Genomic DNA, 26,799 nt, shown 5'->3' with positions numbered 1-26,799 from the left:
TTTCCCGCGGGTCCGACCTGATCCAGTACAGTTGCCCCCTGCCGGCCCCCGTAGCCCAACCGGCAGAGGCAGCGGACTCAAAATCCGTCCAGTGTCAGTTCGACTCTGACCGGGGGCACGTACAGGATGCACACTGCTCGTCGGTGTGCATCCTTTCTGCTTCCCCTGGGGGGCTCGTACAGGATGCACACGGTGCGGGCCCTGATCGTTCCTGTGCCGCGTCCGGCCCGCTGTCCATGACGGTGGTGCCCAACGCCGAAATTTCCGGTGTGTGGGCCGCTGGGAGAATCACCCGCAGTGTTGCCTCGTTGGTCCGGTAGTGGACCTGGATCGACAACTGCGTCAGGTCGAACAAGCGGCTTAGCAGTTCGGTGGGCGCGCGGTGCAGGTTGACGGCCAGATGGGGAAGCGCGTCGAGGATGTCGATCTGCTCCGGGCCGGGAATGTCGGGCAGTTGTTCGCGCTCCCGGTCGAGTTCGGTGACCGCTGTCAGCAGCGCCTGTCGTTCGGTCTCCAGGTCGTTGTAGCGCTGCCGCAGCCCGTGGGTGAATGGATCACGTGGATCCGCTTCTTCGGCTTGCCGCAGCACGTTCTCCTGCTTTCGGGCGGCTTCCGCGAGTTTTCGCTGCAAGCGGAGATGTTGACCTTCGTATTTGCGCTTGGCGGTGTCGTCGACCAAAGACAGCCCCGCCAGGAACAGTTCACTTCGCTGTGGCCCGAAGACGCGCTCGGTGAAGAAGCGGGTCACTTCGGTCAGAATCAGGTCCTCTCGCATGTAGACGGTGGGCGGGTGGTCGGCGTACTTGTCCGGACGGCCGCGGTTGTTGGTCAAGGGATGGCAGCGGTAGTAGACGACATCGCCTCGGGCTGTTCCCATCATGGTGCGATCGCAGTCGCACTTCACCCGGCGGCGCAGCAGATAGGTACGCCGTGTCGTCGCGTCGTTCTTCGGTTCCGTGCCGTCGCGCGAACCCTGTCGCTGGTCGCTTCGCGCGGTGTACTCGTCGTACATCCATTTCGGCACCAGCGGCTCGTGCACGGGTTCGGTGGACCACACCCACATCTCCGGCGGATTCGCCTTGTTCCGGCCACCGCGACTCCGTCGGGCTCGGCGGTTGTAGACCTGGTAGCCGGTGTATTTCGGGTTCTTGAGGATGTCCGCGACGGTGGTTTTCGACCACGCGTTGCGCGCCCGAAGCCCTCCCGTGGGCTCCGGCGGCGGGAACCGGTCCAGGTCGAGGTTGAGGCGGTCGGCGATGGTGTCGAGTCCGAGCTGCTCGTGGTGTCGCCACTTCGCGATCAGGGTCACGGTCTCCCCGCGCAACCCATCGGGTTCGAGCCGGGTCTTCGTCAACCCCTTGTCGGCCTTGCTGGCGTTGGGGTGGCGGAGCTTCTTCGCCTTGTACCCGTAGGGCGGCTTGCCGATGTTGTAGCCCTCGCGCACGTGCGTGCACGTGCCACCCCAGGACAGCTCCAGCATGTTGAGCACTTCGTACTCGGCCACCGACTGGTTGATGCGCCGCTGGAGGATCTGCTGGGCCCGCCCGCCGGTGAGCATGATCGGCTCGTTGGACGCGAACACCGGCACCTCTGCCCGCTCCAACTCCCGCTCGACGGAGAGGGTCTCGTACATCTTGCGGGCGATGCGCGACATCGACTCGCAGATCACCACGTCGAACCGCCTGCCCGGCTTCGGCGCTTCCGTGAGCAGATCGGTGATGCCGCCGTCACGGGCGATCGGGATGTCGAACCGCTCGTAGTCCGTCCCCTTGCCCCGCTGGTGGATCTCCATGCGGCCGGACTCGACGTCGTAGAAGTGACACACGATCACCCACGAGGGCGGCAGAGATGCCTTCGACCGGTCCAGCTGGCGCAGCAGCGACTGGCGAGGGTCCTGGTGATCCTCGGTCGAGGTCCGTCCCACCCACGCGACCCGCACCTCTTTGCCGTGCAGCGCGAGCGGCAGCCCGAAGGGCGACACGGCCAGGTCGCTCAAACCGGGGCGGCGACCGTGCGGTCCTGTCGAGGCGTCGAACGCGGGGCCGTTCACGCCACCCACCTCATGACCGGGTGCTGCTGCTTGCGCTGGGCCTGGAGGTCGTCGTGCGCCCAGCTCAGCAGCGCCTGGAGAGCCGCGGCCAGTTCCTGCTCGAGCCACTGCTCCTGTCGGCCGTCCACCTGTCGCGCTTCGGTCGTGAACCGCCACGGCAAGGATGTCGATCGGGACGCCCGTCGACGGGCGTGAGGCGGGAACTGCTCGTGGTGGGCAGGACCGCTTGGTGGTGCTGCCGAGAAGCGGGTCGGCGGGCGGTGGGACATGCGCGTCGGCTTGCCCGGCGGACGCGCCGGGTGCCGGCTGTGTCGTGCCGGCAGGGCCGGGTCGTGTTGCTTCGGGGTGTTCGTCACGGTGCCCCCTGATGTCGTGGCCGCGATGGCATTGGTGCGCCAACGACACCTCCGTACCGGTCGAGCAGTCAAGTACACCAAGCGGTGGACTTGTTGCCCCGCAAGACATTCTGCGGGAATCCGCCTGCCTCGTTCGGATCCTTTCGATCAGTGAGGGGAAGTGTCGTCGTCACCCCTTAACTCCGCGAAACAACCGCCAAGGGGACAGCGACGAGCCTCTTTTCTTGCCCGCGGCTGTGCGGAGATCGACGCCGGGGACGTCCGGTCGCCGGCCTTCTCGATCGGGTCGCGCTGGGTTGTCGATGATGGTCGTCATGGCAGAACGCGACCTCGGCACGTTGTCCGACCTCGTCGATCTCGACGGAGCAACCACCTTGCGGGAGGCAGTGGTCGAACGACTGGGCCCTGCCGCGGCCCGGCACGACATCCACGCGATCACCAGGGCTTACCGTGACGCGATCAACGACCGGCTGCCGGACGATCTCGTCGTCGACGAAGACGACCGAGTTATTCTGGAGACCTGGATCGAGGACAACCCCCGCGAACTCCTCGACGACGCCCTGTTCGCTGCCGACCTCGACGCAATCATCCGGGGAAGCTCGTGAACCTCGTGGGGCTCGCTGTAAACGGGTACATCCCACATACACCAGGGAAAGACGAACGGCAGCTCGCGGCGTAGTTTCGGACATAGGAGCATCCCGCCTGCACAGGGAAGACTGCACAACTGGTCCTCGACGGGATGACGTCTCCGGACCACCTCCGCCTGCGTGGAGAAGACGTCAGGGCGGACATTGGCCGCGATCCACGGCCTGGGACGACCTCCGCCTGCGCGACGATGACGCCGTCACCGAGGAGATGCTGGAGACAGGCCCCGGACCACCCCCGCCTGCGCGGGGAAGACCAGACTTCGGGTAGCACCAGCGCGACGAAGTCGGGACCACTCCCGCCTGCACGGGGGAAGACAGCGGGATCTTTCCCGAGGTCTACAACTACGAAGGACCACCCTCGCCTACGAAGGGAAGACGACACGGCCGAGGTGGCGCGCGACCTCGACTGGGGACCACCCCCGCCTGCGCGGGGAAGACTCGACCGGCACCAGGCCGTCGACCTGCTCCACCTTGTCGGCGACGGCAGTGGTGCCGCCGAGCGGACCACCCCCGCCTGCGCGGGGAAGACGGCTGCACCACCGCCGACGGCACGTACATCACGGGACCACCCCCGCCTGCGCGGGGAAGACGGCTGGAAGGTGCTGACGAGCGCGGGCAACGCGGGACCACCCCCGCCTGCGCGGGGAAGACGCGCCCACGACCACCTGAAGTACCCGCATCCAGGGACCACCCCCGCCTGCGCGGGGAAGACTTGGTGGTGGCGGTGATCGACGCGTCGGGCCCGGGACCACCCCCGCCTGCGCGGGGAAGACTCCGCCGCAGGCCATCCGGGCCGTGGCGACCGAGGACCACCCCCGCCTGCGCGGGGAAGACACCGACGACGACGTGACCGTGATCGACGGCGAGGGACCACCCCCGCCTGCGCGGGGAAGACAAGTGCGGGATGCCGTCACCTGACTCGAACGGGGGACCACCCCGCCTGCGCGGGGAAGACTTCGCGACGAAGGTCGGCCAGTACGTCGTGAAGGGACCACCCCCGCCTGCGCGGGGAAGACGCAGGCGTGCTGTTGAACAGCCTGCCGAGTGCCGGACCACCCCCGCCTGCGCGGGGAAGACGAGGCTGAGGAGCACCACCGAGGCCTGGGTGTGGGACCACCCCCGCCTGCGCGGGGAAGACGCGTGTCGCGGGAGCCGGCCCGCGACGGTGGCCGGACCACCCCCGCCTGCGCGGGGAAGACCCCGAACGGTGGGCCGGCGTTTGACGCATCTGGGGGACCACCCCCGCCTGCGCGGGGAAGACGCTCTCCGGTCCTCAGACGTTCAGCGCGGCCAGGGACCACCCCCGCCTGCGCGGGGAAGACTTTGCGGAGTACGCGTCGGGTGTTGACGTTCGGGGACCACCCCCGCCTGCGCGGGGAAGACCAGGCCGGCGCCGCGACCATCCTCACCGAGGCGGGACCACCCCCGCCTGCGCGGGGAAGACCTGAGTGATTCGAGTACCGTTCGCCCCGGAATCGGGACCACTCCCGCCTGCGCGGGGAAGACAGCTGGTCGACGTCCTGCCGCGCCGGGTCGGTGGGACCACCCCCGCCTGCGCGGGGAAGACGGCGACATCACCGTGGAAAACGGTGCCGTGTCGGGACCACCCCCGCCTGCGCGGGGAAGACACAACCTCCAGAAACTCGAGAAATACGAGTGGCGGACCACCCCCGCCTGCGCGGGGAAGACACTTCTTGACCAGCAACGTTACTGGCTTGCTGGTCGTTTCAGCATGGGTTTGGCGCGCTTGATCGTCTTGGGTGGTTTTCATAGTCAGGATCGATGTGTGGCGACGTGCTGCTGGGTACTGGGGACCTGTGATTGCCTGTGACGGCGAAAACAGGGGTAACGGAAATTTGGTGGAATCGCGACCACCACGGTGATGGCCATCCTCCTGCCGGAGGGTTCCCGGCCAGGGTTCTCCGCCGGCCTGCCCGCGTTCGTAGGGTGCTCCGTAGTCGCCGCCAGCTGTGCTGTCGGCTCACCCTGGTAGGGCTGTGGGGACTGATCGGCTTGGGGTTGCTTGGGCGAAGGCGTTCCAGAGCAGGTTGAGCGGGTGGTCGTCGGCGTAGCGTTCGCGTTCGCCTGTGCGGGCGAAGATGCCGGTGGCGATTTCGAGTGCGGGGTCGTAGTCGTCGGCGAGGGTGATCTTGCGGAGGTCGCGGCCGGGGAGGCGTCCTTCGAGGGCGGCGTCGGCGACGCGTTCGGTGGTGAGCATGCAGCCGTGCAGGAGTTGGGCGTTGAGCAGGTTGAGGCCGTAGTTGAGGGAGTCGATGTCGGCGATGACGTCGAGTCGGCCGCGGTAGTCGGGGCCGTACCAGCGGCCCAGGAACTGCGACAGCAACCCGGCGGTCGGGGCCAGCAGCGGCAGGTGGGGGAGTTTGCCCGCGGTGACCGGGGTGTCGGGAAGTTCGCGGGCGGTGAGGTTGGTGAGCAGGGCGACGCGTTCGCGGTGCCATTCCAGGAAGTCGTAGGGCAGGTTCGGGGGCTTGCCGGGTTCGGCGGCGAAGCTACCGCACACCAGGTCGACCTTCTTCGCGTCGAGCTTGCGCCACAGGTCGCGGGTGCGGACGTGCTCGATGTTGAGGTGCACGTCGCGGCGTTCGAAGTCTTCCCGCAAGGTGGGCCAGACCGCGCCGAGGAACTCCACGGTGAACTCGGTGGTGCCGAAGGTGACGGTGGACCCGACGCGGCGCCTGCTTCGGTGCAGGCTGTCGGTCCAGGACCGCAGCGTTCGCACGGCCAGGGCCACGACCTCTTCACCTGAGGGGGTGAAGAGGAAGTTCTTGCCACGGCCCTGCTTGACCACCAGCGCCTCGCCGACCAGGCGGGTCGCCGCTTTGTTGAGGTTGTCCAGCTGCTTTTGCACGCTGGACTGCTCCCGGCCCAGCACGCGCGCGGCTCGCTGGGCGGTGCCGGTCGTGTGCACGACGGCCAGGGTGCGCAGCTGGTCGAGGCTGACGTCGAGCATCTCGGGCGGACACCCCAGCAGGGTCGCGAGCAGGTCCGCCGCGTCGAGTTCTTCCTCCGGCAACTCCGCCACCACGCCTCCTCGTTGCTGCTGCGATGAGGCCACACCCTGGCATGGGAGTTGTCCGGTCGGACAGTTGGGTTGTCGCTGATCGCAGGTGTACCCCAATTGTCCCGATGTGTCCGAGCGAACATCTAAAGTCGGAATACTGTTCGGTCGAACAACTAGATGAGGCGCGCTTGGTACTCGCCGAAACGGTGGAGGTTGTTCGATGGTCATTGCCCGCAGCATCGCCGAAGATCGTCTGGCCACGTCCTGCTACTTCCGGACCACAGTGGACACCCCGTACCGCAAGGCCCTGGTGCAGATCAACGAGGACTGCAACCTGCGCTGCGCCCACTGCTTCGTGTCCGCGACGCGGATCGGCAAGCAGATGCCGTTGGCCGACGTGGTCGACAAAGTGATCCCACGCCTGGCGGCCAGCCGCGTCCGGCGAATCACCCTCACCGGCGGCGAACCCAGCATCCACCCGGACTTCATGGCCATCGTGCGCGCGTTCCGCGCCGCCGACATGGAAGTGGGGATCTGCACCAACGCCACCACTCTGAACGACACCGAGATCGCCGAACTCGCGGAACTCGACGTGCACTGCAACGTCTCCCTCGACGGCTTCGCCGCCGACTCGCACGGCAAGTTCCGCGGCGACCGCGCCTCCTTCGACGTCACCGTGGCCACCGTGGAGAAACTCGGCGCGGCCGGGATCCTGCAAGGCCTGCTGTGCACACCGAACTCGCTGGCACAGAATCAGGAGTACGCCCGGTTGTGCGAGTTCGCTCGCGACAACGGCGCACGCTACGTGCTGCTCAACCCGCTGGGCAGCATGGGCCGCGGCGTCAAATCGCAGGCCAAGCTCGCGAAGACCACCCTGCACATGCAGGAGATCCACGCGCTGACCGCACCGTTCGACGGCCCCGACCTCGACATCGCCCACATCCGCTTCCCCAACACCGAGAACAAACCCCTGGCCGGATGCGAGGCCGGGACGATCATCTACGTGTTCACCCCCGGCGAGGTCACCGTGTGCCCGTACCTGGTGTTCGCCGCGCGAACCCCCGGCTCGCAGCACACCGACGCCGAGTTCATCGTCGGCAACATCCTCACCGACCCCGACATCGCGCAACGCCTGGACGACTACCGCTTCCACGACCGCTACCAGGTCGGGGACAACCCCACCTGCGGGTCCTGCTCGATGGCCGCTGGATGCGGCAAGGGTTGCCCAGCCGCCGTTGTCGCCGCGGGAGGCCGGATCGGCGACGTGGACACCGAGCAGTGCCCGGTCACTGAGGACGCGACCACCCGAGGACGTCGGCTGCTGCCGCTGATGCCGGTATGACGACCTTCGCTCCCCAACCACGCCGCCTGGCCGGAACCCTGATCACCCTCGACGGGCCAGGCGGGGTGGGCAAGTCGACCGCGGCCCGACTGGTCGCCGATGCGCTGACCGCGGCCGGACTGCCGGTTCACGCGACGACCCAGCCCTCCCGCGCAGCCCTGGGCGAAATGGCTCGACACGGCACCGACACCTACCAAGGCATGGCGTTGGCGTGCCTGTGCGCCGCCGACCGCCACCACCAACTCGCCGTCGAAATCCTGCCCGCGCTGCGCGACGGAAAGATCGTCGTGTGCGACCGCTACATCGCGTCCTCGCTGGTGCTGCAAGGCCTCGACGGCCTGTCCAGCGAGACCGTCTGGCAGCTCAACCACGGCGTCTACCGCCCCGATCTCGCGATCATCCTCAACGGCGACCCCCAGGTCATCGACGCCCGGCTCCGCAGCCGAGGCGGACACAGCCGCTTCGAACGCGCCGAGGACAACAGCGACCTCGAATCCGGCCTCTACCTCCACGTCGAACACGACCTGCACGCCAAAGGCTGGCCCGTGACCACCATGGACTGCACCACCGACACCCCTGACACGATCGCCGCCCGGATCGTGACCCTCATCCACCACGTCCTCCAGGAGAAGAACCCGGCATGTCTCTGAGCCTGCTCACCGTCAACATCGGCGCCTGCTCGCTCGACCGCGCCCGCCACCAACTGCGCTGGCTCACCCAACGCCCCGAGCAGGTGCTGGTGCTCACGGAGACCAAAGCCACCGCGGGCAGCCACTTCCTCGCCGAGTCGTTCACCGCCGCCGGATACGCGGTGACCTTCCCCGAACATGCCAACGGCGAACTCGGCGTGATGATCGTCAGCAAGGTCCCCACCACCCCCGACCCACTGGGTGCGGCGATGGACTACCTGCCCGCTCGCGCCGTCGGAGTCGTGCTCGACACCACCGATGGGCCTCTGCGGGTAGTGGGTGCCTACGTGCCCTCCCGCGACGCCACCCTGGACAAGACCGAACGCAAGAAGACCTGGATCACCCGCTTCCACGCCGCCTTGGACGCCACCGCCACCGACGCGCCCCTGTTGCTGCTGGGCGACCTCAACGTGCTCGAACCCGCCCACACCCCGGCTCACCGCGGTCAGTTCGCGCCGTTCGAGTACGACTTCTACACCGGCCTGACCACCCGGCACGGCCTGCTCGACCTGTTCCGGCACCTGCACCCCGACCGCGTCGAACACAGCTGGGCGCGCCGCGCGGACCTGGGCTACCGCTACGACCACGCCCACGGCTCACCCGCGCTGGCCGAGCGGATCGAGGCGTGCGACTACGTCCACGAGACCAGGACCCCCGCGGCGGACGGATCCCGGCTTACCGATCATTCCGGACTCGCCGTACGGGTGTCGCCGACCGCCACCACGGCGCTGCTAACGTCGGACCCCACCACGGCGGTCAGCGCCCACACCGAGTCGGAGCCCACTCTGTTCTGACCTCGGGAATCCTTTCGCGTTGGCGGCCGGACCGACCACAGCCGACCCGCGAGGACTCGTCGCCGGATGACCACCACCAGCACCACCACTCCCCGAATCGGCGCGCGCGTCCTGCTGCTCGACGCCGCCGATCGCGTGTTGCTCATCCACGCCAAGGATCCGCAGGATCCCGAGCACCACTGGTGGGAACTGCCCGGCGGCGGCCTGGATGAGGGCGAGGACCTCACTACTGCCGCGTTGCGCGAGGTCGCCGAGGAAACCGGCCTCACGCTCGCGGAGTTGGGTCGCGAGCTGTGGGTGCGTGAATCCCGGTTCCGATATAAGGGCCGCGAGCACCACCGCGTCGACCACGTGTTCCTCGGCCGCACGCCGAGCACTGTGCCGCAGGTTCCGCTCAAGCCCACCGAGAACGAGAAGGCCGGGCTCATCGAGCGCCGCTGGTGGTCGGCCGAGGAACTGCGGCACTGCCAGGACAAGCTGCTCCCCGGAACCCTGCCCGACCTGTTGGACGACCTGCTGGCCGGTCGATTGAACGACACGCCCTTGCTGCTGGTGGGCTGATCGGTCGTTTCTTGGGTTGGCCGCTGGAAGACGCGGCAGACACGTCGACGGAGCAGCCCGTGTGGTTGACCCCCAAGATCGACGGTGGCCAACGTACTGAGATCTGTTGCTGCGTAACAGCTTTCTCTGTCGGAGCAGGCGATGGTGAGCAGGTCAGCGTGAGGGGCGTGGGCAATCACGACCTGGCGGGCGGAAGCCGGATGGATGCTCTGATCAGGTGAACAAGGCCAGAATCGGTCAAGTCGGTGATTTCGCGTGCCGATGGCATGGGTAGCGCCGGAACCCTCCCCGCAGGGCTGGCGCTTCGTCAGGTCACGACCCGCCGTTCTCGCTCCGTGTAACCAGCAGTTCCATGTTGCCGATACGGGCAGTGACGGGACTGGAGGTGCGATGGAAGGGCGGGACACGACGAGCGACGGCGCGGACGCGGTGTTCAGGTGCTCGCTTCTCGCATTGGCCCTGGCAGCGGCGACCGACATCGTGGTGGCTGTGATCGACGCGGTGGAGTGGGCGTGGTGGATGGCAGGTGTCTTCGTGCTGGTGGCTCTGCTGCTGGCCGGGGCCAGGACAAGACCAGGGGGAGAACGCTCCCCGCAACGAGGAGATGAGCGCGCGCAACCGCCCGAGTTGGCCGCCAGCCTCGTGCGCCGCGACTCCTGAGCGGCCATCACCGTCTCGAGTGCACGTCGTGTCATCTTGCGTTCCCGCGCATAGACCTTTACGTGCCGCTATCGGCGTTCGCGACGGCTACTCGGCCGTACGAATCGGCCATCTCGACTCCATCCGGATGTGATCCTTGGGCGTAAGCGAGGCTCATTCATCGGCGGATCGACCAAGCATGGGCTGAGGTTGCAGCACCTGTCGGTGATGGTGGTCGTATGGGGATCGGCCCCGCGTACGCAGGGAAGCCTTCGGCCTATTTGGCGAAGATGGTCGGCCAGAAAGGGCCACCCCCGCCTGCGCGGGGAAGACGAACAGGAGCCTGGTCGTCACGCCCCTCACACGGGACCACCCCCGCCTGCGCGGGGAAGACCACCGGAGCCGGCGGCACCGGCGGTTCGTTCTCGGGACCACCCCCGCCTGCGCGGGGAAGACCTGGCCGACCGGTGCAACGTCCCGCTGCCCGTGGGACCACCCCCGCCTGCGCGGGGAAGACGGGCGGCATGGCGGCGGTGAGGCGTGGCGGCCGGGACCACCCCCGCCTGCGCGGGGAAGACCCGGTCGCGATCGTTGCGACCGGCCCGCACCCAGGACCACCCCCGCCTGCGCGGGGAAGACCGCGAGACCAGCAGGCCGCCCTTCACGAGGTAGGGACCACCCCCGCCTGCGCGGGGAAGACACTTGTTGACCAGCAACTTTATCGACTGTGGCGTGGTTTTGGCATGTGTTTGTTGTGACTGATCGTTTCGGTTGTCGGTTTGCTGAGCGTCAGACGGTGATCGCGCCAGGTGACGTGCTGCTGATGAGTCGGAGGCGGGGAAGTAGGGGTAACGGAAATCGGTGGAACCGCGACAATCGCGGAGGCGGCCATCCCCCCGGCCGCCGTGTTCCGGTAGGGGCCCTCTCCCCCCAAGTGCTCCGACCGGGCGTAGGCGGGCCAGTCGAATGGCCGTGGGCTGTTTCGTGACTTGACTGCCGTTCGAACACATGTGCGATCGTGTCGGCATGGCGGCGATGAGCATGATGCAGCGGCAGCACTTCGAGGACAAAGTCCAACGCTTTCGAAAGCTGGTCAACCGCACGCCGCGGTGGCACCCCGCCGAGGTTGACGGGCGGCCTGTCATGGTCGACGACAGCGGGGTGGTCGTCCTTCGATTCGAAGGTCCGTGGACACCTGATCTCGCTCGGCTGTTCACGCACCTGACCCACGATGTCGGCCTCAGCCTGTTGGCGTTGCTGGAAGCCGCTCCCGGCACAGCGGCACAAGGACAAGCGGTGAGGTTTCTCGACGCGTTGTACTTGGACGGCAGAGCCAAGACGCTCAACCTGCCGCACGAGTGACTACCGAGAGCGGCCGACGCCTTCGCGGACTAGGGGTACCGACGCGACGTCAACCCATTCGTAGGAGTGGCGGTCGCGGTTGAGGTCGATCAGCGACACCGAGGACACGGTCACCTCGGCCCTGTGTTCGCCGTGGGTAGTGAGGCCGCGTTCGACCGGCTCGGCCGGGCCCGAAGCGTTGGAGTAGCCCAGCGACACGTGTGCCCGGAAACCCGCTTCGGGCTCCGGTACGTTGTCCGGTCCCCATACGTCGCCGATCGCGGCGCGGATCGCCGACCGCAACTGCGTGATCGGTTCCAGCGGCCGGGCGGGCATCTGGATCGTCTCCGGGTCCACGTGCGCGGGCCCGATGATCACGGTGAACGGCTCCAGTGCGGCGCAGCGCTCGCGGGCGGCCCGCACGATGCGGTCGACGTCGGCGCGGTCGACCTCGTCGGTGAACCCGATCCCTTGCAGCGTCAGATGCAGCCACCGCACCGGAACCGGGTCGAGCATCGGCAGCGCGGCGAGGGCGGGGGCGTAATCGGACACGAGCCGCTGTGCGGCGGGTTGGTCGGCGAAGGTGATGTGCCAGGTGTAGAACGACCGCCCGACCCGCCATCCCGGCCGCCACCACCAGTGGTCCCGCATCGGCTCGGTCACGCGCTCAGCTCCTTGGTCACGGTGTCCCGCCGGAAGTCCGCGACGGCGTCGCGGATCCGCCGCGCGGCCGGATCGGCCGTCGTGGTGGCCATGGCACCCGCTTCCACCACGCGGTGCACCAGCGGCCTGACCCGGTGGGCGGGCGCGGTGTCGAGCACCGGCCGCAACGCCTCCTCGGCCGCGGCGAGATCGCCGAGCACCACGTGGGCCTTGACCTGCTGCAGACGTGTCATCCGCTCCGATCCCCGGCTGCGGTGGTCTTCCGGGGTGGCTTCGAACGCGGCCACCGCCCGGTCTGCGAAGGCGAGGGCGTTGTCGGCTTGGCCCAAGACCAACTCGGTGTCCGACCACAACGACCCGGCCCGCTCCACCGAGCACGTCAACGGCCCGGCCAGCTCGTCCTCGACGCGCTGCGCGGTCTCACCGGCCCGTTGGGCTCGGCGAAGTGCGGCGGTCGCGCCGTCGGCGTCGCCGACGCGGGCTAGGTCCAGCGCCAACGCGCTGGACAGGAACAGCTCGGCGCTGCCGCTCCCACGGTAGGTCAACCCGTCGGCGGCATACTGGGCGGCGGCGGTGAAGTCGTTCTGCCAGAACGCGGCCGTGTGCTGGGTGGCCCGCACCCACGCCCGCAGCGCGTGGTGATCGGCGCGCCCGGCACACATCCACGCCGCACGAGCGTGATCGTCCGCGGCGTCGGGACGGCCCAGGTCCACCGAGATCCACGACAGCACGGTGAGCGACCAGCCCGCCACCGCGTACAGCTCGCGGGTGTGCCGTGGGTCCTGGTGACCGGTCAGCAGCATGAACGCCCGGTCCCGCAGCGCCTTGGTCCGAGCGAACAACGGCAGGGTGGGCACCTTGAGGTAGGAGTGGGCGATGCGGCGCACGTCGGCGTGCATCTGGTCGATCGTCAACTCGCCGACGTTCGTGGATTCCGCCCACGCCAGGAAACTCGCCGACTCCTCCGCCGCGTCCATCAACGCCTCCTCCGTGCCATCCGAGGACACCCGCACCCGACGATCCGACCGCACCACACGCGCCGGGACGCGGGCCCGCGGGTCCGGGAAACCGAGGTCGGCGTCCGCGGCCACACCGAGCACCGCGCGCAACGCGGCGCGGTAGTGCTCCGAGGGCCGCGCCACGACGCCACGTTCCATCTTCGCGAGGTAGTGGGCGTCCAGGACGACGCTCTTACCGGTCCGGGGCACCCCCGCCTGAACGGGGAAGGTAAGTCGACACCGGTGTTGTCCCAGTTTCCGGTGGGGCCACTCCTGCTTCATGCGGGAACTTGACCTGCGATACGCACCTGTTCCAAGCCATGGTGGCGATTTACTGGATGCGCGCAGGAGCCAAACTGATCAGGCCGCAGCCGTAAGCCTTGGCGCGACCGATCCCAGCGACCAGCGCGCTGGTGAAGGCTTTGTCGTCCGTGACTACGAGATGCCCGTCGAATCGGACCGGGTCGACGGTGATCTTCCCGGCTTTGTCCTTGGAACCGGTCAACCGCGGTACGGCGGACGGTGCGACGTCGGCGCCACCTTGCTGTGCCGAGGGGATCACGAATCCGTGCTGTTCGCCTTTGCGGATGAGCCACTGGATCTGCTCGTCCTGAGTTCGCAGCGGAACGCGCTTGCGGCTGGAGAAGTCGCATTTGGTGGGGTTGGCCATGAGACGGAACGCGAGTTTGCGGCCGGGCCGGATCGCGTCGATGACCGGTTTGAGAGGCCGGATCTCCGGTGGGCGGATCAGGTGACCGGCGGGAAGTTTGCTCCAGTTCGGTTCAGTGGCACTCTGCACGTACTGGACGTATGTGCCGCGATTGTCGTCCAGACGCCACAGCACCCCGTGCGCTTCCCGAGCGGGAATGTCGTTGTCGATTTCGGGGTAGCCCGACATGACGGTGCGGTGCATGTCGTGGATGTTGGCGCAGTCGCGTCGGAACTCGCGGGATCGCGGGTCGACTGTCAGCTTGGTCAGGAACACGATCGGTCTCCGGGGGTGATCATGTCGTCGGTGAGGGGGACGTGGTCGACCAGGACCGAGCGGGTCGCGAACTGCCGGTCGATTTGGGCGAACGACAACGGCACGTCGTGACGCAGTTGCGCGCCGACCGCCTTCGCCTCGCAGTCGACCACGACACGCAGGCCAAGTCGGTCCGTGGCAAAACGATCATGCTGCCGGATGCGGTCGGGGTGCTCCAGCCACACGTGTTCCCGCAACACCTGCTCCAGTGTTGTGTCGTGGAAGCCGAGGAACAGCGGCCGGGTCGGAACGAAGGCCCGCCGTCCCAAATAGACAGGCCACCGGGGACGTTGAACGCTGTCGCCGATCTCGGCGATGAGATCCGATGGGCCTTCCAACGCGACGAGGAACAGCGCGTCGGCCAGGTAGTAGCGCTCGCTGACCACCGTTCTGTGCCCACGTCCTGCGGTGGTCGGCACGTTCTGGGTTGTGTGGAAGTCGCGTTCCAGCAGACCTTCGCGGTCGACTCGCACACCCAGCCGCAGAGCGGCGAGCCGCTTGAGCCGGGGGGTGTCGTCGCGGTCGATGCCCATCGCCGCGGCCAGGACGCCGAGGGTGCCAGACTTGGTGGGTTCCATGGCGGTGTCGCGCAGGATGCCGCGGGCGCGTATGCCCCAGGACTGCATGGGGGCGTCAAAACACAACGCGAGAGTTCGTGTCACCGGTTGGTCACGTTCCAACCGGTGCGAGCAGTCGCGCGGTGAACTCGTCGACCGTGCTTACCACGTCGCCAGCGTCGGTGTGAGGCACGTCGCCGGTGATGGATGCTGCGGCGACGGTGCGGATGCCGCTGTCACCGTAGAACGTGCGGAGCTGCCGGAAGTGGTTGGTGAGGCTTGCGGTCGAGGCCGCGAGCAGGTCGTGGTCGACGATCGGGTTGAGGAACGCGTTGGCCAGGTTCCAGGCGCCGTGGTCGCGTACGACGCCAAGCAGGGTGCTGGGCATGGTGCGTGCTGCCATCGAGTTCTGCTTGCCGCTGGGGACGGCGTGGATGAACGCGTTGAGCCACGCGCTGCTGGCCCGGCGGGCCAGGTCCTCGTCGTCGCCGAGGTTCTTCAGGAGTTGGGCCTGGTCGAGGTTGGCGTAGCGGTAGTAGCAGGCGGAGTTGAAGTCGACGGTCCCGATCATGTCGGCGCCGGATTCGTCCTCGGGCTTGAGATCGTCGACCGCGGTGTAGAAGTCGAACTCCGTCGCCACCGAGTGCGTGGACAGGGCATGTGCGACCTGGGACGCGGCGTTGACGTTGAAGTCCTTGTTGTCGGCGATCATCCGACCGAACAGCGCCACGTCAGCCACCCTGGAGCCATCGAGCAACCGCTTGGCTTCAGCGGTGGCATCCTTGTCCGTCTTCGCCTTCGCGGGCTTCTTCCCACCCTTGGCCTTCGCAGCCGCCAGCAGCTGGTCCCAGTTGTCCGAGCAGAACGTGGCCAGGTGGTCGATCGCCCCGTTGCCGACGAACAGCAGGTACTCGGTCAGCCCCTTCTCCTGGTCGACCCCGAACCCGAGCTGCTCCAATCCCGCAGTGACCACATCTCGGCTTTCCTGCAAGTCCCGACCAGCCTTGACATGGATCTCCACCGCACCGTCACGGAGCCGCTTGGTACGGACCCCGATCTCCGACTTGTCCAGGCCGTGCTCGGCGAACAACTGCCTCGCGGCCCTTTTGAGGCACTGGCTGGAGATCCGCCCACGAGTAGCGCCACCGAACGTGGCGGTCTTGGGCTGTCCCACGTCGTCCCGGTTGAGGTTGCTGACGGGAAACGACTGGAGCAGATGCAGTTCGATGATCACTGGTTCTCCGAGGATGACGGGATCGGCGTGCCGGTTGAGGTGGCCGCCTTCGTGGGTTTGATGTCGGGGAGGTGGAAGTCTCGGGCCCACTTCAGGCGGACGCGGTGTGCTTCCGGTTCGCGGTAGCGCTCACCCAGCAGAACGACGAGGTCGTCCAACAGTTGGCCGTAGTTGACCGGGATGCTGTCGGAGGCGAGCAGACGGATGGTTTGCCGAAGATGGTGGGGAAGCGCGCGACGGTCACGCCCGAGCAATTGCTGAAATCGACGCGTCGCCGAATCGGTGCGCTTGGCCCGCAGGTCACGCATTGAGGTGCCCAGCGACCGCCTGCCGCTGCGACCAGGCTGGGGATGTGTGGCGAACAGGCCCGCGACCAGCAGCCACGTCTCCTGCTCGGTCTCAGGCGGGTTCTGCTTGAACAAGAACTCGTAAGCGTCGACTTGGTACTGCGGTCCGTTCAAGCTGCGCCGAAGCCGGGCCAGTTGCGCACGGCAGTCGGACTGGTGTTTCGCGATTCCCGAGCTCGCACCATGGTGCAACTTGTGCAGTTGGTCGATGAAGGCGTCGCGTCGCTGCGCGAGCGGATCGCTCACTGGTCTTCATCCTTGCTGAGGTAGGCGGTGGCTTTGGCGTGGAAGGTGTTCACGTGCTTGGTCAATCGCTGCAGGAACACGCCCTGGTGCTTGCCGACCGTGCTCAGGTTGCGGTCTGCGGAGGCCGTGCCGTCGGCCCAACGCTCGGAGGCGCTTTCTGCGGCCACCCTGACGGCTCGTGCCCACGTGCGCGTGGCGGGCGCTTCGGATTTCGCGTCGAGTCGGGCGGCGTTGACCTCGCGCAGGAACGTCGCGAATGGTGCAGCCAGTTCCGGCCAGTAGGCGATGTCGAGTGTGTCGGACGGTTCTGCTCGTAGATCCTTGAGGTACTCGCGCTGCATTGATCGCAGAGCGGCGCCTGCCTCGTCCGCCAATTCCACCGTGCATCCCAAGAGGCCTGCCAGAGCCTTGTCCTGCGCACGTACCAGTGCCAGCGGGGCGGGTACCTCTTCTTCCAAGTATCCCTCGACGACGGAGGCGTTCTTGTCCAGTTGCTGGCCGAAGATCCGCAGCGTGTAGACCGCATCGGCGGGTACGCGTTCGAAGACCACGCGGTCGGCGATCTGCTTGAGCGCACGGGGCCGTTGCCGGGAGTTCTCCTCGGCGAAGGTATCAACCAACAGCAGTTCCACGCTGTGCCGCCACACACCGCGCACAGGGCGCAGTCTGATCGGCAACAGGGGAGCGTCGGCTTTGGGCTTGCCGTTGGCGGTGGTGGGCTTGCGATACGCCGCCATCATCTCCACCTCGGCGATTTCGCTGGTCATACGACTGCCCGGAGCCATGACCGACTCCCGCACGACCGTACGGTCGTCCACGGTGGTCGGGAACAGCAGGATGCGTCGTGACTGCCACGTCAACAGGTCCGTCCACCCGTCAGGCTGGCGTTCGTCCGGCTCCGGGGCGGCAGGCATCCCTTCCCACGCGGGAGCATCCGCCGGAAAGGTGTTGTGCGGCTTCCCGACCTCCGGTGAGTAGCGCAAGGCGTTGAGCAGCAACGTGTCCTTCAGCGTTGCGCCCTCCACCAGGACCACGCCGAGCCCGCTGCACGATGCGGCTTTGGACGATTTGACCTTGTGGTAGGGAGTTTTGGTTCCGCCAGGGTCGAAAGCGTGTGCCGTGACCAGCCAGCGCGTCGCTTCGCCCGGACTCAGGTCGAGCACGTCCTGTGCCGTGGTGTGGTCGAACAGGGTCACGTTGTTGCCGACGGACAGGTGCGGCACGAGCTTCGCGACCGTCGTCGTTTTCACCGAGGACAGCTGCGCACACTGCAAGAACGGATACGTCGAGTGAAAGAGGTCGAAACGATCCGGATGCTGGTCGAAGTACTCGGTCAACTCGTCCTTCGGCAGCGCGGCATCCGACCACAGACGTTTCCACGCCTCCTCGTCGGCCGGTCCGTAGGCACGGTGCAGCACTGCAAGCACAATCCGGTACAGCGCTGCCGTCATCGGCGGGGTCTGGCCGACAATCCGCCTGAGATTATGACCGTCGAGCAGCACATCGCGAAGGCTGACCTCCCGTGCCGCTCCGTCCAAGTCCACCACCGGAATCCACGGCTCGGAGACGACGTCGAACGAGGCCGTCACTCTCCCTCCACTGTGTACACACCGAACCCCTCGTCGTAGTGCAACTCATGGCCGTCCACCACACAACAACCCTCGATGAAGACGAGCGCACGGTGCTGGTCGAACCACGGATTCCCAGCACACTCGTCGGGCACTGAACTGCGCTGAATCGCCCGCAAGACCTCATGCGACACACTGGTCGGCGCGACCAGCACCGCACTGGAGTCGGCAAGACCGGCCTCCCCGACACCACACATCGGGACCACAGCCCCAGTAGCGTCACGCCGCATGATCACCACCCGGGCCGACAGCTCACCCAGGTTGGATTCGGCTATCACGAACGGTTCCCTCGCTGTCTTCTCGTCAAGCCGGGATTCTTCGGCCGCTCGGTGATGTTGGAAAGCCCGTCGACCGCGAACGGCATCGGCAGGTACAACCTCGCCGCGGCCTTCATGTCGCTGTCACGTGCCTTCGCCAACTGGGTAGCCGCTTTCGCCCAGGCCTGTTCCCATCCGGCAGGGCACTCGACCTCGTCCTGGTACACCCGGTCGATCAAAACCGGCACCTGGATCGGGGACTGAATGGTCGTCTCGCCGTCGAGAACCGCACAGGTGCGCAACAGCACGATCGGCGCGTAGACGGTGTGCAGAGAAGGCGGAAACCGAGGGCCGGTAGGCGTGAACTCGACACCGGTGACTCCGAGAACCTGCGGGCCCCGATCGGGATCGCGGTCATGCCGATGCACACGTCCGGCCCGCTGGATGAGCGAGTCGATCGGTGCCAAGTCGCTGAGCATCACGTCGAAGTCCAGATCCAGGCTCTGCTCCAGCACCTGGGTACCGACCACGATCGCCGGAGGTCGGTCTCCGCCCTTGCCGAAATACCGCTGCAAGTCGGCCTCGGCCTCACGACGCTTCTTGGCGGGCATCGGCCCGTTGATCTCCAGCAGCAGCGGTCGATCCTTCTCGGGCAGCTGGTCGATGCGGGCCTTCAGCGCGTCCCTGGTCGAGATCGCTCGCTTGACCAGGTTGTGCACCACAGCGACACAGCGCCCAGCCAGAGCGTGTCCCAGTAGCCAGTCGACCACGCCCTCGTCCGACACCCGCTCCAGGCGGATCGTCCGATTCGCGTTGATCTTCGAAATCTCCGCGGACTCGACCACCACGTCGTCCGCGGTCGCGATGCTCACCCGCGGATACGCCGCGCACTCCGGAACCGGGGACAGTTGCCCGACCGGACGCTCGAGCAGCCCGCCACGCCACGCCTGGATCAACCGGCCGCGCCGATCCGACGGCAACGTCGCCGACAACATGATCACCGACGCCCCGCACGCACCCAGCCACATCAACAACCGTTCCAACAGCGTCGACATGTAGAGGTCATAGGCGTGCACCTCGTCGATCACCACCACCTTGCTCGACAACGCCGCAAGCCGGACGAACACGTGCCCCGACCGAATCGCACCCTTCAACGCCTGATCGATCGTCCCCACCCCGAGCGCGGACAACAGATTCTTCTTACGGGTGAACCACGTACGTGCCACGAGGTCGTGGTCGCCGTCCTCGTCCCTGCCGACGTCGGTCGGACTCGTCACGCGCTCGACGAGGAAGTCCCTCGCGCTGGAGTGCGCCAGGTTCACCGGAGTCAGGTCACCCAATCCGGCGAGCATGTCTTCCACCACGCCCAGCGTCTGGTTGCTCGTGGCCTGAGTCGGCAGCGCGAAGTACATGCCGTTGGCCCTGCCTTGGCGCACCATCGCCGAGGCCGCCTGCAACGCCGCCTTGGTCTTGCCCTCACCAGTAGGCGCCTCGACCAACACCAGCGACGGACCGTCCAACCGCACCGTCAACCGCTCGACAACCTCCTGCACCGGGCGCTGCTCCGGATCGTCGAACAAGGCCGAGAAACCGGTATCCAAGGGCGCCGCCCACGGCTGCAACCGCGCACGCTCGATCGCGGCGTCAGCACGTCCGGCGGCGTCTACGAAGTATTTCTCGAGATCTAATCCCGCCATCGGCGAAGTGAAGTTTCCATCCCCCGAGGCGATCCAATCGCTCACGGTGGTCAGGGCGGCCAATCCGATCGCAGCCTGCACTGGAAGCACGACATCGCACCACGGCAACTGATCAGGGGCTGGCAGGCCACGCAGTCGGACCAGTTCGTGGAACAGTTCGGTGCGCCATGCTGCCCACCGCGGACCACCATGGTTGTTGACTTGGCCGCTGGCGTGCTCGAAGTCCTGCCCCGCCGGGAAGTGCCCGTGATGCCCACCCAACACCGCGGCTATCCCGACAGCCGTATCGACCGAGGCACCCCACTGTTTCAACACATCTCGAAAGTGCAGCGCCGTCACCAAACCGTGAGGCGTGTCCACTCGCCCCATGGTGACGTCGTTCTTCCGCGTCATCTCCAGATCTGCCAGTGCCCACTCGCCGAGCAAGTCTTTGGAAAGTTCGAAAACGAGTGACTGAAATGTTGGAGAACATTTCCCGATGTCATGAAGCCCGCACAGCGCCGCCGCCCACGGTATCGGATCGCCGAGTGGCGTGAACGCCTCTAGCAGCACGTCACGGGCATGTGGTCCCAACACCATGGGCAACAGGCGCTCAGCCACCAGCATCGTGTCGACGGCGTGGCAGATCAACGGGTGGTAGGCGTCCCGGCCTGAGGACTTGCCCCAAAACGCCTCAGTGGGTGGGCCGTTGTTGTTGTGGTCGCTCACTACTTCCGTCGCTGATGGAATCGTGATGGTTGACAGTGACGGATCAAAGCAGAGAAGCTGCCATTTTCGTGACCGCTGACGGCATGTTGCCCTCAGTCGACGGTGAATTCACCCGAATGGCCGAGTCTTACTGTTCGGTAGGTAAATTGAGATGCTCGAAAGGTTGGCTTGCTTTCCGCAATATTGCGGATTTTTGTTCATGGTGAAGGGGTGGGGTGGAAATTCTTGTCGACGCACAATGGAAGTCGGGGTGAACGCATTTCTGTTTGGCTTGGCGCGAAGAAACCGTTGACTGGGTCGACGAATTTGAATGGTTCTGATCGCTGACCGGTTGCCCACCCCGAATGACACGACGGTAACTTATGCGCTGCCCTCGCCATGGCCGCGGTGCTCACCCTGCTTCAAGAACCTCTCACGTGAGACAGCAGGTCAGTCCAGTTCGGTGTGGCGGGCGACCACGTTGCGGGCGAGAACGACGAGTTTGACGTTGAGCTCCTGAGAAGTACTGCGCAGCAGTTCGAAGGCCTGGTCGGCGGAAATACCCTGACGGTGCATCAGAATGCCCTTGGCCTTGCCGATGACGTCACGGGTTTCTACCCTCTGACGCCTTCGGACCAGAGAAAGGATTCGCAGCCCGTCCAGCACGATGAACATGGCACTGGTGCGGCTACTGGCCGGAGACGGCCAGGCGTTGCTCATGGTGGGCGAGTGCGGCAGCGCGCCACCCTGCGCACAGCATCCACGCCTCGATATTCGATTGCTCGTTACCGGACCGGATGGATCGGGTTCAGCCCAGTGCCCGTCGACGCTTCGTCCCGACCCCTTCGCGTTGGAGTCCCCGTGTCGCTGTTCTCCTTGCCCCGCCGTCGCGTCCACGACGCGGTATACGTGTTGATCGTCTCCGCTCCACCCGACATCGACAGTGCCATCGCAGCCACGTGGGCCACGGCGTTGGCAGACGCTACCGATGACTTCGACGGCTCCGACATCGTCGAACTCTGGGACTACAAAGGACAAGCCGTCGCGGGCGGCACGAACTACAGCGATGGTGATGAGTGACCGTGATCGTCGTCGCCGCGTGCCCGGTCGGCTTACGCGGACACCTGACCCGCTGGTTGTTGGAGATCTCGCCGGGTGTGTTCGTGGGCAAGATCAACGCTCGGGTCCGTGGCTTGATGTGGCTTCGCGTCCTGGACATGGTCAAGACCGGCCGCGCGATCATGGTCTATGGAGCCGACAACGAACAAGGATTGGCCTTCGAGGTGCATGAGCACAACTGGGAACCGGTCGACTTCGAGGGGGTAAACCTCATCCGTCGTCCGGCTCCGGCCGAAGAAGGTGAAGCGGTGGACCAGCGGTCGAAGGGATGGAGCACTGCTGGACGGCGCCGCCGTTTCGGCAAACCTGACTAATAGCGATGCGGGACACCTCGCCTGCGCGAGGACGACGACCGCGACGGCCGCCATTCGACGTTCCATGACGGAGCACCTCCGCCTGCTCGGGGAAGACCGCGACTCGAAGAACCCTGGCACCGTGTTGGAGGGAACACCCCCGCCTGCGCGGGAGGACCTTAAGCTGTCTGACACCAGCCGGGCCGGCTACGGAACACCCCCCCGCCTGCGCGGGAAGACGGACCTTCGGGGTGACCCGCGGCGTCACGGCGTGGAATACCCCCGCCTGCGAGGGGAAGATGCGCACGCACTACGGGTCCGGGCACGGTTCCTCAGGACCACCCCCGCCTGCGCGGGGAAGACCAATTTGGTGGACACACGGACCTGCGCGACGCGGAACACCCCTGCCTGCGCGGGGAAGACCGAACGGAGCTGGCGGCTGGACTTCGACAGCCTGGGAACATCCCCTCCTGCGCGGAGAAGACATGGCCCTCCTGTCGCTGGCGCGCGATCGGCCGGGACCACCCCCGCCTGCGCGGGGAAGACGTGGTCCCGATAGACGGCGTCGGGGTCGAGCGGGGACCACCCCCGCCTACGCGGGGAAGTCGCCGGGTTGAAAGCCGAGCCGATCCTGAACGACGGACCACCCCCGCCTACGCGGGGAAGACGACCAGCGAATACAGCTCGTAGGCCAGCGCGAAGGACCACCCCCGCCTACGCGGGGAAGACGACGATCTGGTGCTGATCCGCACCCTGCCGGGGGGACCACCCCCGCCTACGCGGGGAGGTCTCGACGGCGCGCAGGTCGTACTGCGCGTGCCCGGGACCACCCCCGCTACGCGGGGAAGACGTGATCTGCTCGAACGACTAGGCGATCGTGAGGGGACCACCCCCGCCTACGCGGGGAAGACATGTCCTTCGGGACAGGCTTGACCACACCGTCCGGACCACCCCCGCCTACGCAGGGAAGACACGGGTCTCGCGAAGGCGCCGTTTGTCGGCGAGGGATCACCCCCGCCTACGCGGGGAAGACGACGACGGCCACGCCGGTGAAGTCGCTTTTCTCCGGACCACCCCCGCCTACGCGGGAAGACACCGAGGCCGTAGCCCAGCGGACCGAGGCGCAGGGACCACCCCCGCCTACGCGGGGAAGACGTCGGTGAACCACTTCGTCATGAGCATGATGGGGGACCACCCCCGCCTACGCGGGGAAGACGTTCCGCGACATCCTCGACTACCGCTTCGGCCAGGGACCACCCCCGCCTACGCGGGGAAGACCGGGGTGAGCTGCACGAGGCGCTCCTCTTCTGGGGACCACCCCCGCCTACGCGGGGAAGACGCCCACGCCTTACGCCACGTGTTCGTGCGCGCCGGACCACCCCCGCCTACGCGGGGAAGACACTTGTTGACCAGCGCGTTTACCGGCAACTTGCCGGTTTTAGCATGGGTTTGGCTCGGCTGGGTGTCCCAGATGGGTCGCGGCGGCGTTGATCGTGATGCTTGTTGGCTTGTGTGCGGTGGTGCTGGACCTTTAAGCAGGGTTGAGCGTACCTGTTGGCAATGGCCTTCGGCGTTCCATCACCAGTGGGACCCGCGCTTCGATGACCAGCGGTTTTGTGTCGGAGCGGGGCGTGTGGGGGCGTGTTGGTTGTGCTGGGTGTACGGGTCGATTGCCTGTGTGCATCCTGTACGAGCCGGACCGGGGCACGCACAGGATGCACACCGCTCGTCGGTGTGCATCCTTTTTCTTTGCCCGGACGGTGCTCGCCGGATGCGCTCGGTCGTCGTCCGCTGGTCTTATGCCGTCGTCGGGCGGTGGTCCGCGGTGGTGTGCGGCCGTGGGGTGAATTGGCGGCTTCTTCGGGGTGCCGCAGCACGTTCTCCGGGGTTCAACGTCGTATCTGCGGGTTTTCGTCGCGGGCGGAGATGTTGACCTTCGTATTTGCGTCCCCTTCCGGGTGAGCGGTCGTGCGGGTGGTGTGAATGGGCGGTCCTCAGAGGACTGGTTTCCAATCGTGTCGTTGACGCTGGGTAGCGGGGCTTCGCGTGCGACCCCTGGTGGATGGGGAGTGCGCGGAAAACGAAGGCCGGGGGACGGGAGGGTCGCTTCAGCGGTCAAGAGCCCGTGGTTTCTCGCGATGGGCGGGGTGATCGCGTTGCCGAGCCTGGTGGCCGCGGTATTCGGGCCGGTTCCGGACCTGTTCGAGGACGAGACGACGGTCGCGAACTTCGTGGCCGAACCGGTGAACAAGCACGGGATCACGAACTTCGTGCTGCCGTTGGACGCGCCATTGGAGGAGATGCCTCCCGGATCCGACGGGTATTGCACGGACGACGTCCTGGAGTGGGTACCGAGGTACCGCCGTACCAGCGGATCGCCATCCGGAACTCGGCCGAGGACGGCGCGATGCTGTCGTTGTCGAACGTCCGCGCGGTCGACGTGCGCAAGTCGGATTCGCAACCGGTGATCGCGTTCGAGTGCTCCGACGGCGGGGCGAGGAGACCCGGACGTTCGCGTTCAACCTCGAACCGGGGGAGCGGGGGTCGCTGGAGGTGTGGCTGCTCGGCGACCGGGCGCACAGCTACTCCGGGCGGCTCGTCGTGGACGTGTCGACGGGTGGACGGACCGAGACCGTCGACCTGCCCCTCAACGGGCGGCGCGACGGGTTCGACCGGATCAGCGCGGGCGAGTTCGGGAAGCGGTCGAGCCGTGGTCCGCCGTCGAGGGGTGCTTCGCCTCGTCGGTGGCGGTCAGCGCGGACATCGTGGAGTGCTCGCCGACCGCGGCGGGGACCGACGTCTGTTGGGTCGCGCCCGACCGCGTCACGCTGCTGTGCGGCGACACCCTGTGGGTGAAGTCGTTGCGGCGCGCGACCTCCACGGAACCGGTCGAGGTGTACCCGAACGCCTACCCGTGGGGCCTGGAACTCGCCGATGGGACGAGGTGCCGGGCGCGCAACGGCGGCTCGTGGGGCGGCCGCGCCGACGGCTACTACTCCTGCGAGGGCTTCGAGAGCGTCGTCCTGGCCCCGCCGGACGGCAGCGGCCTGGTGGACCGGAGCCGTCCGGCCTGGACCGTGCCGATGGGCGACCTCGGCAGCGACAACCCGGAGTTCCCCGCTCCCGTCCGGGTCTGGGTCGCCACGGCGTACTTCGCCGTCTGAGGGAACCCCCGGCCCGCGGCCTCCGTGGTACCGGTGTGGGCAAACGACGAGACGATCCCGAGGACGAGGCGTTCCGTCGCTTCGCCGCCGGAGCCATCCCCGCGCTGGGCCGTCTGGCGCGGCTCCTCTGCGGGGACGGGCACACGGCCGACGACCTGGTGCAGGCGTGCCTGATCAAGCTGCACCGGGCGTGGCCGCGCATCGACCGGCCGACTGGCGTGGACGCCTACGTCCGCACGGTGCTGCTGCGGTGCTGGTTGGACGAGCGGCGGAGGCCGTGGCGGCGGCGCGAGGCGCGGGACGGCGTCGTGCCGGACGTGGCCGACGACCTCGCCGACCCGGCGGAGGCGGGCCCGGCGTTCGACGGCGACGTCGAGGTGCTGCGGCGGGCGCTGGCCGACCTCCCGGCGATGCAGCGGGCCACGGTGGTGCTGCGCTACTTCTCGCAGTTGTCGATCACCGAGACCGCGGCCGTGCTGCGGTGCTCGGAGGGAACGGTCAAGAGCCGGACGGCGAGGGGGCTGACCGCGCTGCGCGCGGCCGTCTCGGGGCCCGCGGGCGAGTTGACCCTGGTGGAGAGGCGGAACGACCGATGAACGACCAGGAGCTCACCACCGGCCTGATGGCGCTGGCGGACGGCGCGCCACCGGTGGACGTGGACGTGGACGCGGTGATCCTCCAGTCGCGCCAAGGGGTTCGGCGGCGGCGGGCCGTCGTCCTGGCAGTGGTGGCGACGGTCGCCGTCCTCGGCGGCGTCCTCGCGTTCGGCGGCCCGCCCGCGGGGATGTCACCCCCGCCCGCCACCGTCGTCGACAAGGGGTTGCACCCGTACGAGCGGCTCCCGTCCACGCCGGTGCCCGCGCCGAACGTCGACGTGTCCTCGAAGTCCCCCGCCTTCGAGGAGCTGCTGAAGACCAGGCTGCCCGCCGTCGTGCCGGGCGCCACGACGGGCGCGGGGTCGTGGGGGAGCGTGAAGAACTGGGACGTCGGGGGCTTCTTCGTGACGATCGAGGGAGCCGCGGGCGGAGGGATCACCGTCACGGTGTTCGGCCCCGAGTCGTCCAAGGTGATGCGGCAACTACCCCCCGGCACGTGCGTCGAGTCCGCGCGCGTCCCCGGCGAACCGGTGTGCCTCCGGCAGCCGGACAGGAGCTTCGTGCTGGTCGCCGACGTGACCGGTCGGGACGTGCGGCTGCCGGAGGTGCTGAAGGACCCGAGAGCCGTGCACTCGGAGGAGATCGACTCGCAGCGCTACCGGGTCGCCACGCACTACCGCCTCGACGGGACGATCGTCCGGGTCCAGGGGAACTCGCCGGACTCGCACAGCGCGCCGACGGCGTTCAGCAACGAGCAGCTCGTCGCGTTCGCGACCGACCCCGGCTTCGCCTTCTGAGGTGCGGGCCGCGAAACCCCTGCCGCGTAGGGGGTTCGCGGTCCCGGTGCG

The 26,799-nt window shown here is 67.2% G+C and carries 24 protein-coding genes, 1 tRNA gene, 1 pseudogene and 3 CRISPR repeat arrays; of the genes and pseudogenes, 13 read left to right on the top strand and 13 right to left on the bottom strand.

Translation table 11 applies throughout. The features are described 5' to 3' along the window. The first annotated feature begins 44 nt into the window (after positions 1-44). Positions 45-118: transfer RNA gene (locus ACFWW9_RS09275), tRNA-Leu, on the top strand. On the opposite strand, the gene ACFWW9_RS09270 is transcribed toward ACFWW9_RS09275, so the two are convergent. Beyond that, positions 95-2,050 carry a recombinase family protein gene (locus ACFWW9_RS09270; RefSeq protein ID WP_390373740.1) on the bottom strand — a complete coding sequence of 652 codons (1,956 nt, stop codon included), beginning with the start codon at positions 2,048-2,050 and terminating at the stop codon, positions 95-97. The two genes, ACFWW9_RS09275 and ACFWW9_RS09270, sit on opposite strands and share 24 nt — an antisense overlap. Further along, positions 2,047-2,178 carry a hypothetical protein gene (locus ACFWW9_RS09265; protein ID WP_390373738.1) on the bottom strand — a complete coding sequence of 44 codons (132 nt, stop codon included), beginning with the start codon at positions 2,176-2,178 and terminating at the stop codon, positions 2,047-2,049. The genes ACFWW9_RS09270 and ACFWW9_RS09265 overlap by 4 nt, the downstream gene beginning before the upstream one ends. 542 nt (positions 2,179-2,720) lie before the next feature. Between ACFWW9_RS09265 and ACFWW9_RS09260 the strand changes: the two genes are divergently transcribed. Then, positions 2,721-3,011, top strand: coding sequence for a hypothetical protein (locus tag ACFWW9_RS09260; protein ID WP_390373735.1), 291 nt, complete (start codon positions 2,721-2,723; stop codon positions 3,009-3,011). A gap of 145 nt (positions 3,012-3,156) precedes the next feature. Beyond that, positions 3,157-4,742: a CRISPR direct-repeat array (repeat unit 28 nt; unit sequence GGACCACCCCCGCCTGCGCGGGGAAGAC). A gap of 292 nt (positions 4,743-5,034) precedes the next feature. Here the strand turns inward: ACFWW9_RS09260 and ACFWW9_RS09255 are convergent. Then, positions 5,035-6,096, bottom strand: coding sequence for a LysR family transcriptional regulator (locus ACFWW9_RS09255; RefSeq protein ID WP_390373733.1), 1,062 nt, complete (start codon positions 6,094-6,096; stop codon positions 5,035-5,037). Between the two features lie 199 nt (positions 6,097-6,295). Here ACFWW9_RS09255 and ACFWW9_RS09250 point away from each other — a divergent pair, with 199 nt between their 5' ends. From ACFWW9_RS09250 to ACFWW9_RS09225, 6 genes are all read left to right on the top strand, one after another. Next, positions 6,296-7,417: a radical SAM protein gene (locus ACFWW9_RS09250; protein WP_390373730.1), complete on the top strand. Its 1,122-nt coding sequence runs from the start codon at positions 6,296-6,298 to the stop codon at positions 7,415-7,417. Further along, positions 7,414-8,067 carry a dTMP kinase gene (gene tmk / locus ACFWW9_RS09245; protein ID WP_390373727.1) on the top strand — a complete coding sequence of 218 codons (654 nt, stop codon included), beginning with the start codon at positions 7,414-7,416 and terminating at the stop codon, positions 8,065-8,067. The genes ACFWW9_RS09250 and tmk overlap by 4 nt, the downstream gene beginning before the upstream one ends. Beyond that, positions 8,058-8,900: an endonuclease/exonuclease/phosphatase family protein gene (locus tag ACFWW9_RS09240; protein WP_390373724.1), complete on the top strand. Its 843-nt coding sequence runs from the start codon at positions 8,058-8,060 to the stop codon at positions 8,898-8,900. Before tmk ends, ACFWW9_RS09240 begins: the two co-directional genes overlap by 10 nt. A 66-nt stretch (positions 8,901-8,966) precedes the next feature. Continuing rightward, the gene (locus tag ACFWW9_RS09235; RefSeq protein ID WP_390373721.1) at positions 8,967-9,461 is read left to right on the top strand and encodes an NUDIX hydrolase; all 495 of its coding nucleotides are present in this window, start codon (positions 8,967-8,969) and stop codon (positions 9,459-9,461) included. 390 nt (positions 9,462-9,851) lie between these two features. Beyond that, positions 9,852-10,121 (top strand): hypothetical protein, encoded by a 270-nt coding sequence (locus tag ACFWW9_RS09230; protein ID WP_390373718.1) that lies wholly within the window; start codon positions 9,852-9,854, stop codon positions 10,119-10,121. Positions 10,122-10,343: 222 nt separating this feature from the next. Next, positions 10,344-10,800: direct repeats of the CRISPR family, unit length 28 nt; unit sequence GGACCACCCCCGCCTGCGCGGGGAAGAC. 326 nt (positions 10,801-11,126) lie between these two features. Then, positions 11,127-11,462: a hypothetical protein gene (locus ACFWW9_RS09225; protein ID WP_390373715.1), complete on the top strand. Its 336-nt coding sequence runs from the start codon at positions 11,127-11,129 to the stop codon at positions 11,460-11,462. Here ACFWW9_RS09225 and ACFWW9_RS09220 read toward each other — a convergent pair whose 3' ends face one another. The 10 genes and pseudogenes from ACFWW9_RS09220 to ACFWW9_RS09175 all read right to left on the bottom strand — a co-directional run. Further along, positions 11,463-12,104, bottom strand: a complete 642-nt coding sequence (locus ACFWW9_RS09220; protein ID WP_390373713.1) for a 2'-5' RNA ligase family protein — start codon at positions 12,102-12,104, stop codon at positions 11,463-11,465. Then, positions 12,101-13,312, bottom strand: coding sequence for a hypothetical protein (locus ACFWW9_RS09215; protein ID WP_390373711.1), 1,212 nt, complete (start codon positions 13,310-13,312; stop codon positions 12,101-12,103). The genes ACFWW9_RS09220 and ACFWW9_RS09215 overlap by 4 nt, the downstream gene beginning before the upstream one ends. A gap of 121 nt (positions 13,313-13,433) precedes the next feature. Then, complete coding sequence (gene cas6e, locus ACFWW9_RS09210) at positions 13,434-14,087, bottom strand: type I-E CRISPR-associated protein Cas6/Cse3/CasE (protein WP_390373708.1); 654 nt, start codon at positions 14,085-14,087, stop codon at positions 13,434-13,436. Then, on the bottom strand, positions 14,078-14,788 hold the full coding sequence (cas5e, locus tag ACFWW9_RS09205; RefSeq protein WP_390373705.1) for a type I-E CRISPR-associated protein Cas5/CasD: 711 nt from the start codon (positions 14,786-14,788) through the stop codon (positions 14,078-14,080). Before cas5e ends, cas6e begins: the two co-directional genes overlap by 10 nt. A gap of 7 nt (positions 14,789-14,795) precedes the next feature. Next, positions 14,796-15,917 carry a type I-E CRISPR-associated protein Cas7/Cse4/CasC gene (gene cas7e, locus ACFWW9_RS09200; RefSeq protein WP_390373702.1) on the bottom strand — a complete coding sequence of 374 codons (1,122 nt, stop codon included), beginning with the start codon at positions 15,915-15,917 and terminating at the stop codon, positions 14,796-14,798. Beyond that, a complete protein-coding gene (casB, locus tag ACFWW9_RS09195) occupies positions 15,914-16,510 on the bottom strand; it encodes a type I-E CRISPR-associated protein Cse2/CasB (RefSeq protein WP_390373699.1) in 597 nt (198 codons plus the stop codon). The genes cas7e and casB overlap by 4 nt, the downstream gene beginning before the upstream one ends. After that, entirely contained in the window at positions 16,507-18,099 is a 1,593-nt protein-coding gene (gene casA / locus ACFWW9_RS09190; RefSeq protein ID WP_390373696.1) for a type I-E CRISPR-associated protein Cse1/CasA, read from the bottom strand. The genes casB and casA overlap by 4 nt, the downstream gene beginning before the upstream one ends. After that, on the bottom strand, positions 18,096-18,416 hold the full coding sequence (locus tag ACFWW9_RS09185) for a hypothetical protein (RefSeq protein WP_390373694.1): 321 nt from the start codon (positions 18,414-18,416) through the stop codon (positions 18,096-18,098). The genes casA and ACFWW9_RS09185 overlap by 4 nt, the downstream gene beginning before the upstream one ends. Then, positions 18,413-20,800, bottom strand: a complete 2,388-nt coding sequence (gene cas3 / locus ACFWW9_RS09180) for a CRISPR-associated helicase Cas3' (protein WP_390373692.1) — start codon at positions 20,798-20,800, stop codon at positions 18,413-18,415. Before cas3 ends, ACFWW9_RS09185 begins: the two co-directional genes overlap by 4 nt. Before the next feature lie 429 nt (positions 20,801-21,229). Next, positions 21,230-21,406: pseudogene (locus ACFWW9_RS09175) on the bottom strand (ANTAR domain-containing protein); the annotation flags it as partial. A gap of 234 nt (positions 21,407-21,640) precedes the next feature. Here ACFWW9_RS09175 and ACFWW9_RS09170 point away from each other — a divergent pair. The 5 genes from ACFWW9_RS09170 (at position 21,641) to ACFWW9_RS09150 (ending at position 26,748) form a co-directional block, all read left to right on the top strand. Then, the gene (locus tag ACFWW9_RS09170; RefSeq protein WP_390373689.1) at positions 21,641-21,859 is read left to right on the top strand and encodes a hypothetical protein; all 219 of its coding nucleotides are present in this window, start codon (positions 21,641-21,643) and stop codon (positions 21,857-21,859) included. Further along, entirely contained in the window at positions 21,856-22,212 is a 357-nt protein-coding gene (gene cas2e, locus ACFWW9_RS09165) for a type I-E CRISPR-associated endoribonuclease Cas2e (protein ID WP_390373686.1), read from the top strand. The genes ACFWW9_RS09170 and cas2e overlap by 4 nt, the downstream gene beginning before the upstream one ends. A gap of 12 nt (positions 22,213-22,224) precedes the next feature. Then, a CRISPR array of direct repeats spans positions 22,225-23,591; the repeat unit is 24 nt; unit sequence GGACCACCCCCGCCTACGCGGGGA. Between the two features lie 1,344 nt (positions 23,592-24,935). Beyond that, positions 24,936-25,355: a hypothetical protein gene (locus tag ACFWW9_RS09160; protein WP_390373683.1), complete on the top strand. Its 420-nt coding sequence runs from the start codon at positions 24,936-24,938 to the stop codon at positions 25,353-25,355. Positions 25,356-25,390: 35 nt separating this feature from the next. Beyond that, entirely contained in the window at positions 25,391-25,951 is a 561-nt protein-coding gene (locus ACFWW9_RS09155; RefSeq protein WP_390373680.1) for an RNA polymerase sigma factor, read from the top strand. Further along, complete coding sequence (locus tag ACFWW9_RS09150) at positions 25,948-26,748, top strand: hypothetical protein (protein ID WP_390373677.1); 801 nt, start codon at positions 25,948-25,950, stop codon at positions 26,746-26,748. The genes ACFWW9_RS09155 and ACFWW9_RS09150 overlap by 4 nt, the downstream gene beginning before the upstream one ends. Positions 26,749-26,799 lie beyond the last annotated feature (51 nt).

Source organism: Umezawaea sp. NPDC059074, assembly GCF_042738955.1.
Lineage (GTDB): Bacteria > Actinomycetota > Actinomycetes > Mycobacteriales > Pseudonocardiaceae > Umezawaea.
This window is presented reverse-complemented; position numbering and strand designations above follow the sequence as displayed.

What these genes read in the sequence shown, in the direction of transcription:
- ACFWW9_RS09260 (WP_390373735.1), top strand. Translation starts at nt 2,721, where the DNA reads ATGGCAGAACGCGACCTCGGCACGTTGTCCGACCTCGTCGATCTCGAC.
- ACFWW9_RS09250 (WP_390373730.1), top strand. Translation starts at nt 6,296, where the DNA reads ATGGTCATTGCCCGCAGCATCGCCGAAGATCGTCTGGCCACGTCCTGC.
- tmk (WP_390373727.1), top strand. Translation starts at nt 7,414, where the DNA reads ATGACGACCTTCGCTCCCCAACCACGCCGCCTGGCCGGAACCCTGATC.
- ACFWW9_RS09240 (WP_390373724.1), top strand. Translation starts at nt 8,058, where the DNA reads ATGTCTCTGAGCCTGCTCACCGTCAACATCGGCGCCTGCTCGCTCGAC.
- ACFWW9_RS09235 (WP_390373721.1), top strand. Translation starts at nt 8,967, where the DNA reads ATGACCACCACCAGCACCACCACTCCCCGAATCGGCGCGCGCGTCCTG.
- ACFWW9_RS09230 (WP_390373718.1), top strand. Translation starts at nt 9,852, where the DNA reads ATGGAAGGGCGGGACACGACGAGCGACGGCGCGGACGCGGTGTTCAGG.
- ACFWW9_RS09225 (WP_390373715.1), top strand. Translation starts at nt 11,127, where the DNA reads ATGGCGGCGATGAGCATGATGCAGCGGCAGCACTTCGAGGACAAAGTC.
- ACFWW9_RS09150 (WP_390373677.1), top strand. Translation starts at nt 25,948, where the DNA reads ATGAACGACCAGGAGCTCACCACCGGCCTGATGGCGCTGGCGGACGGC.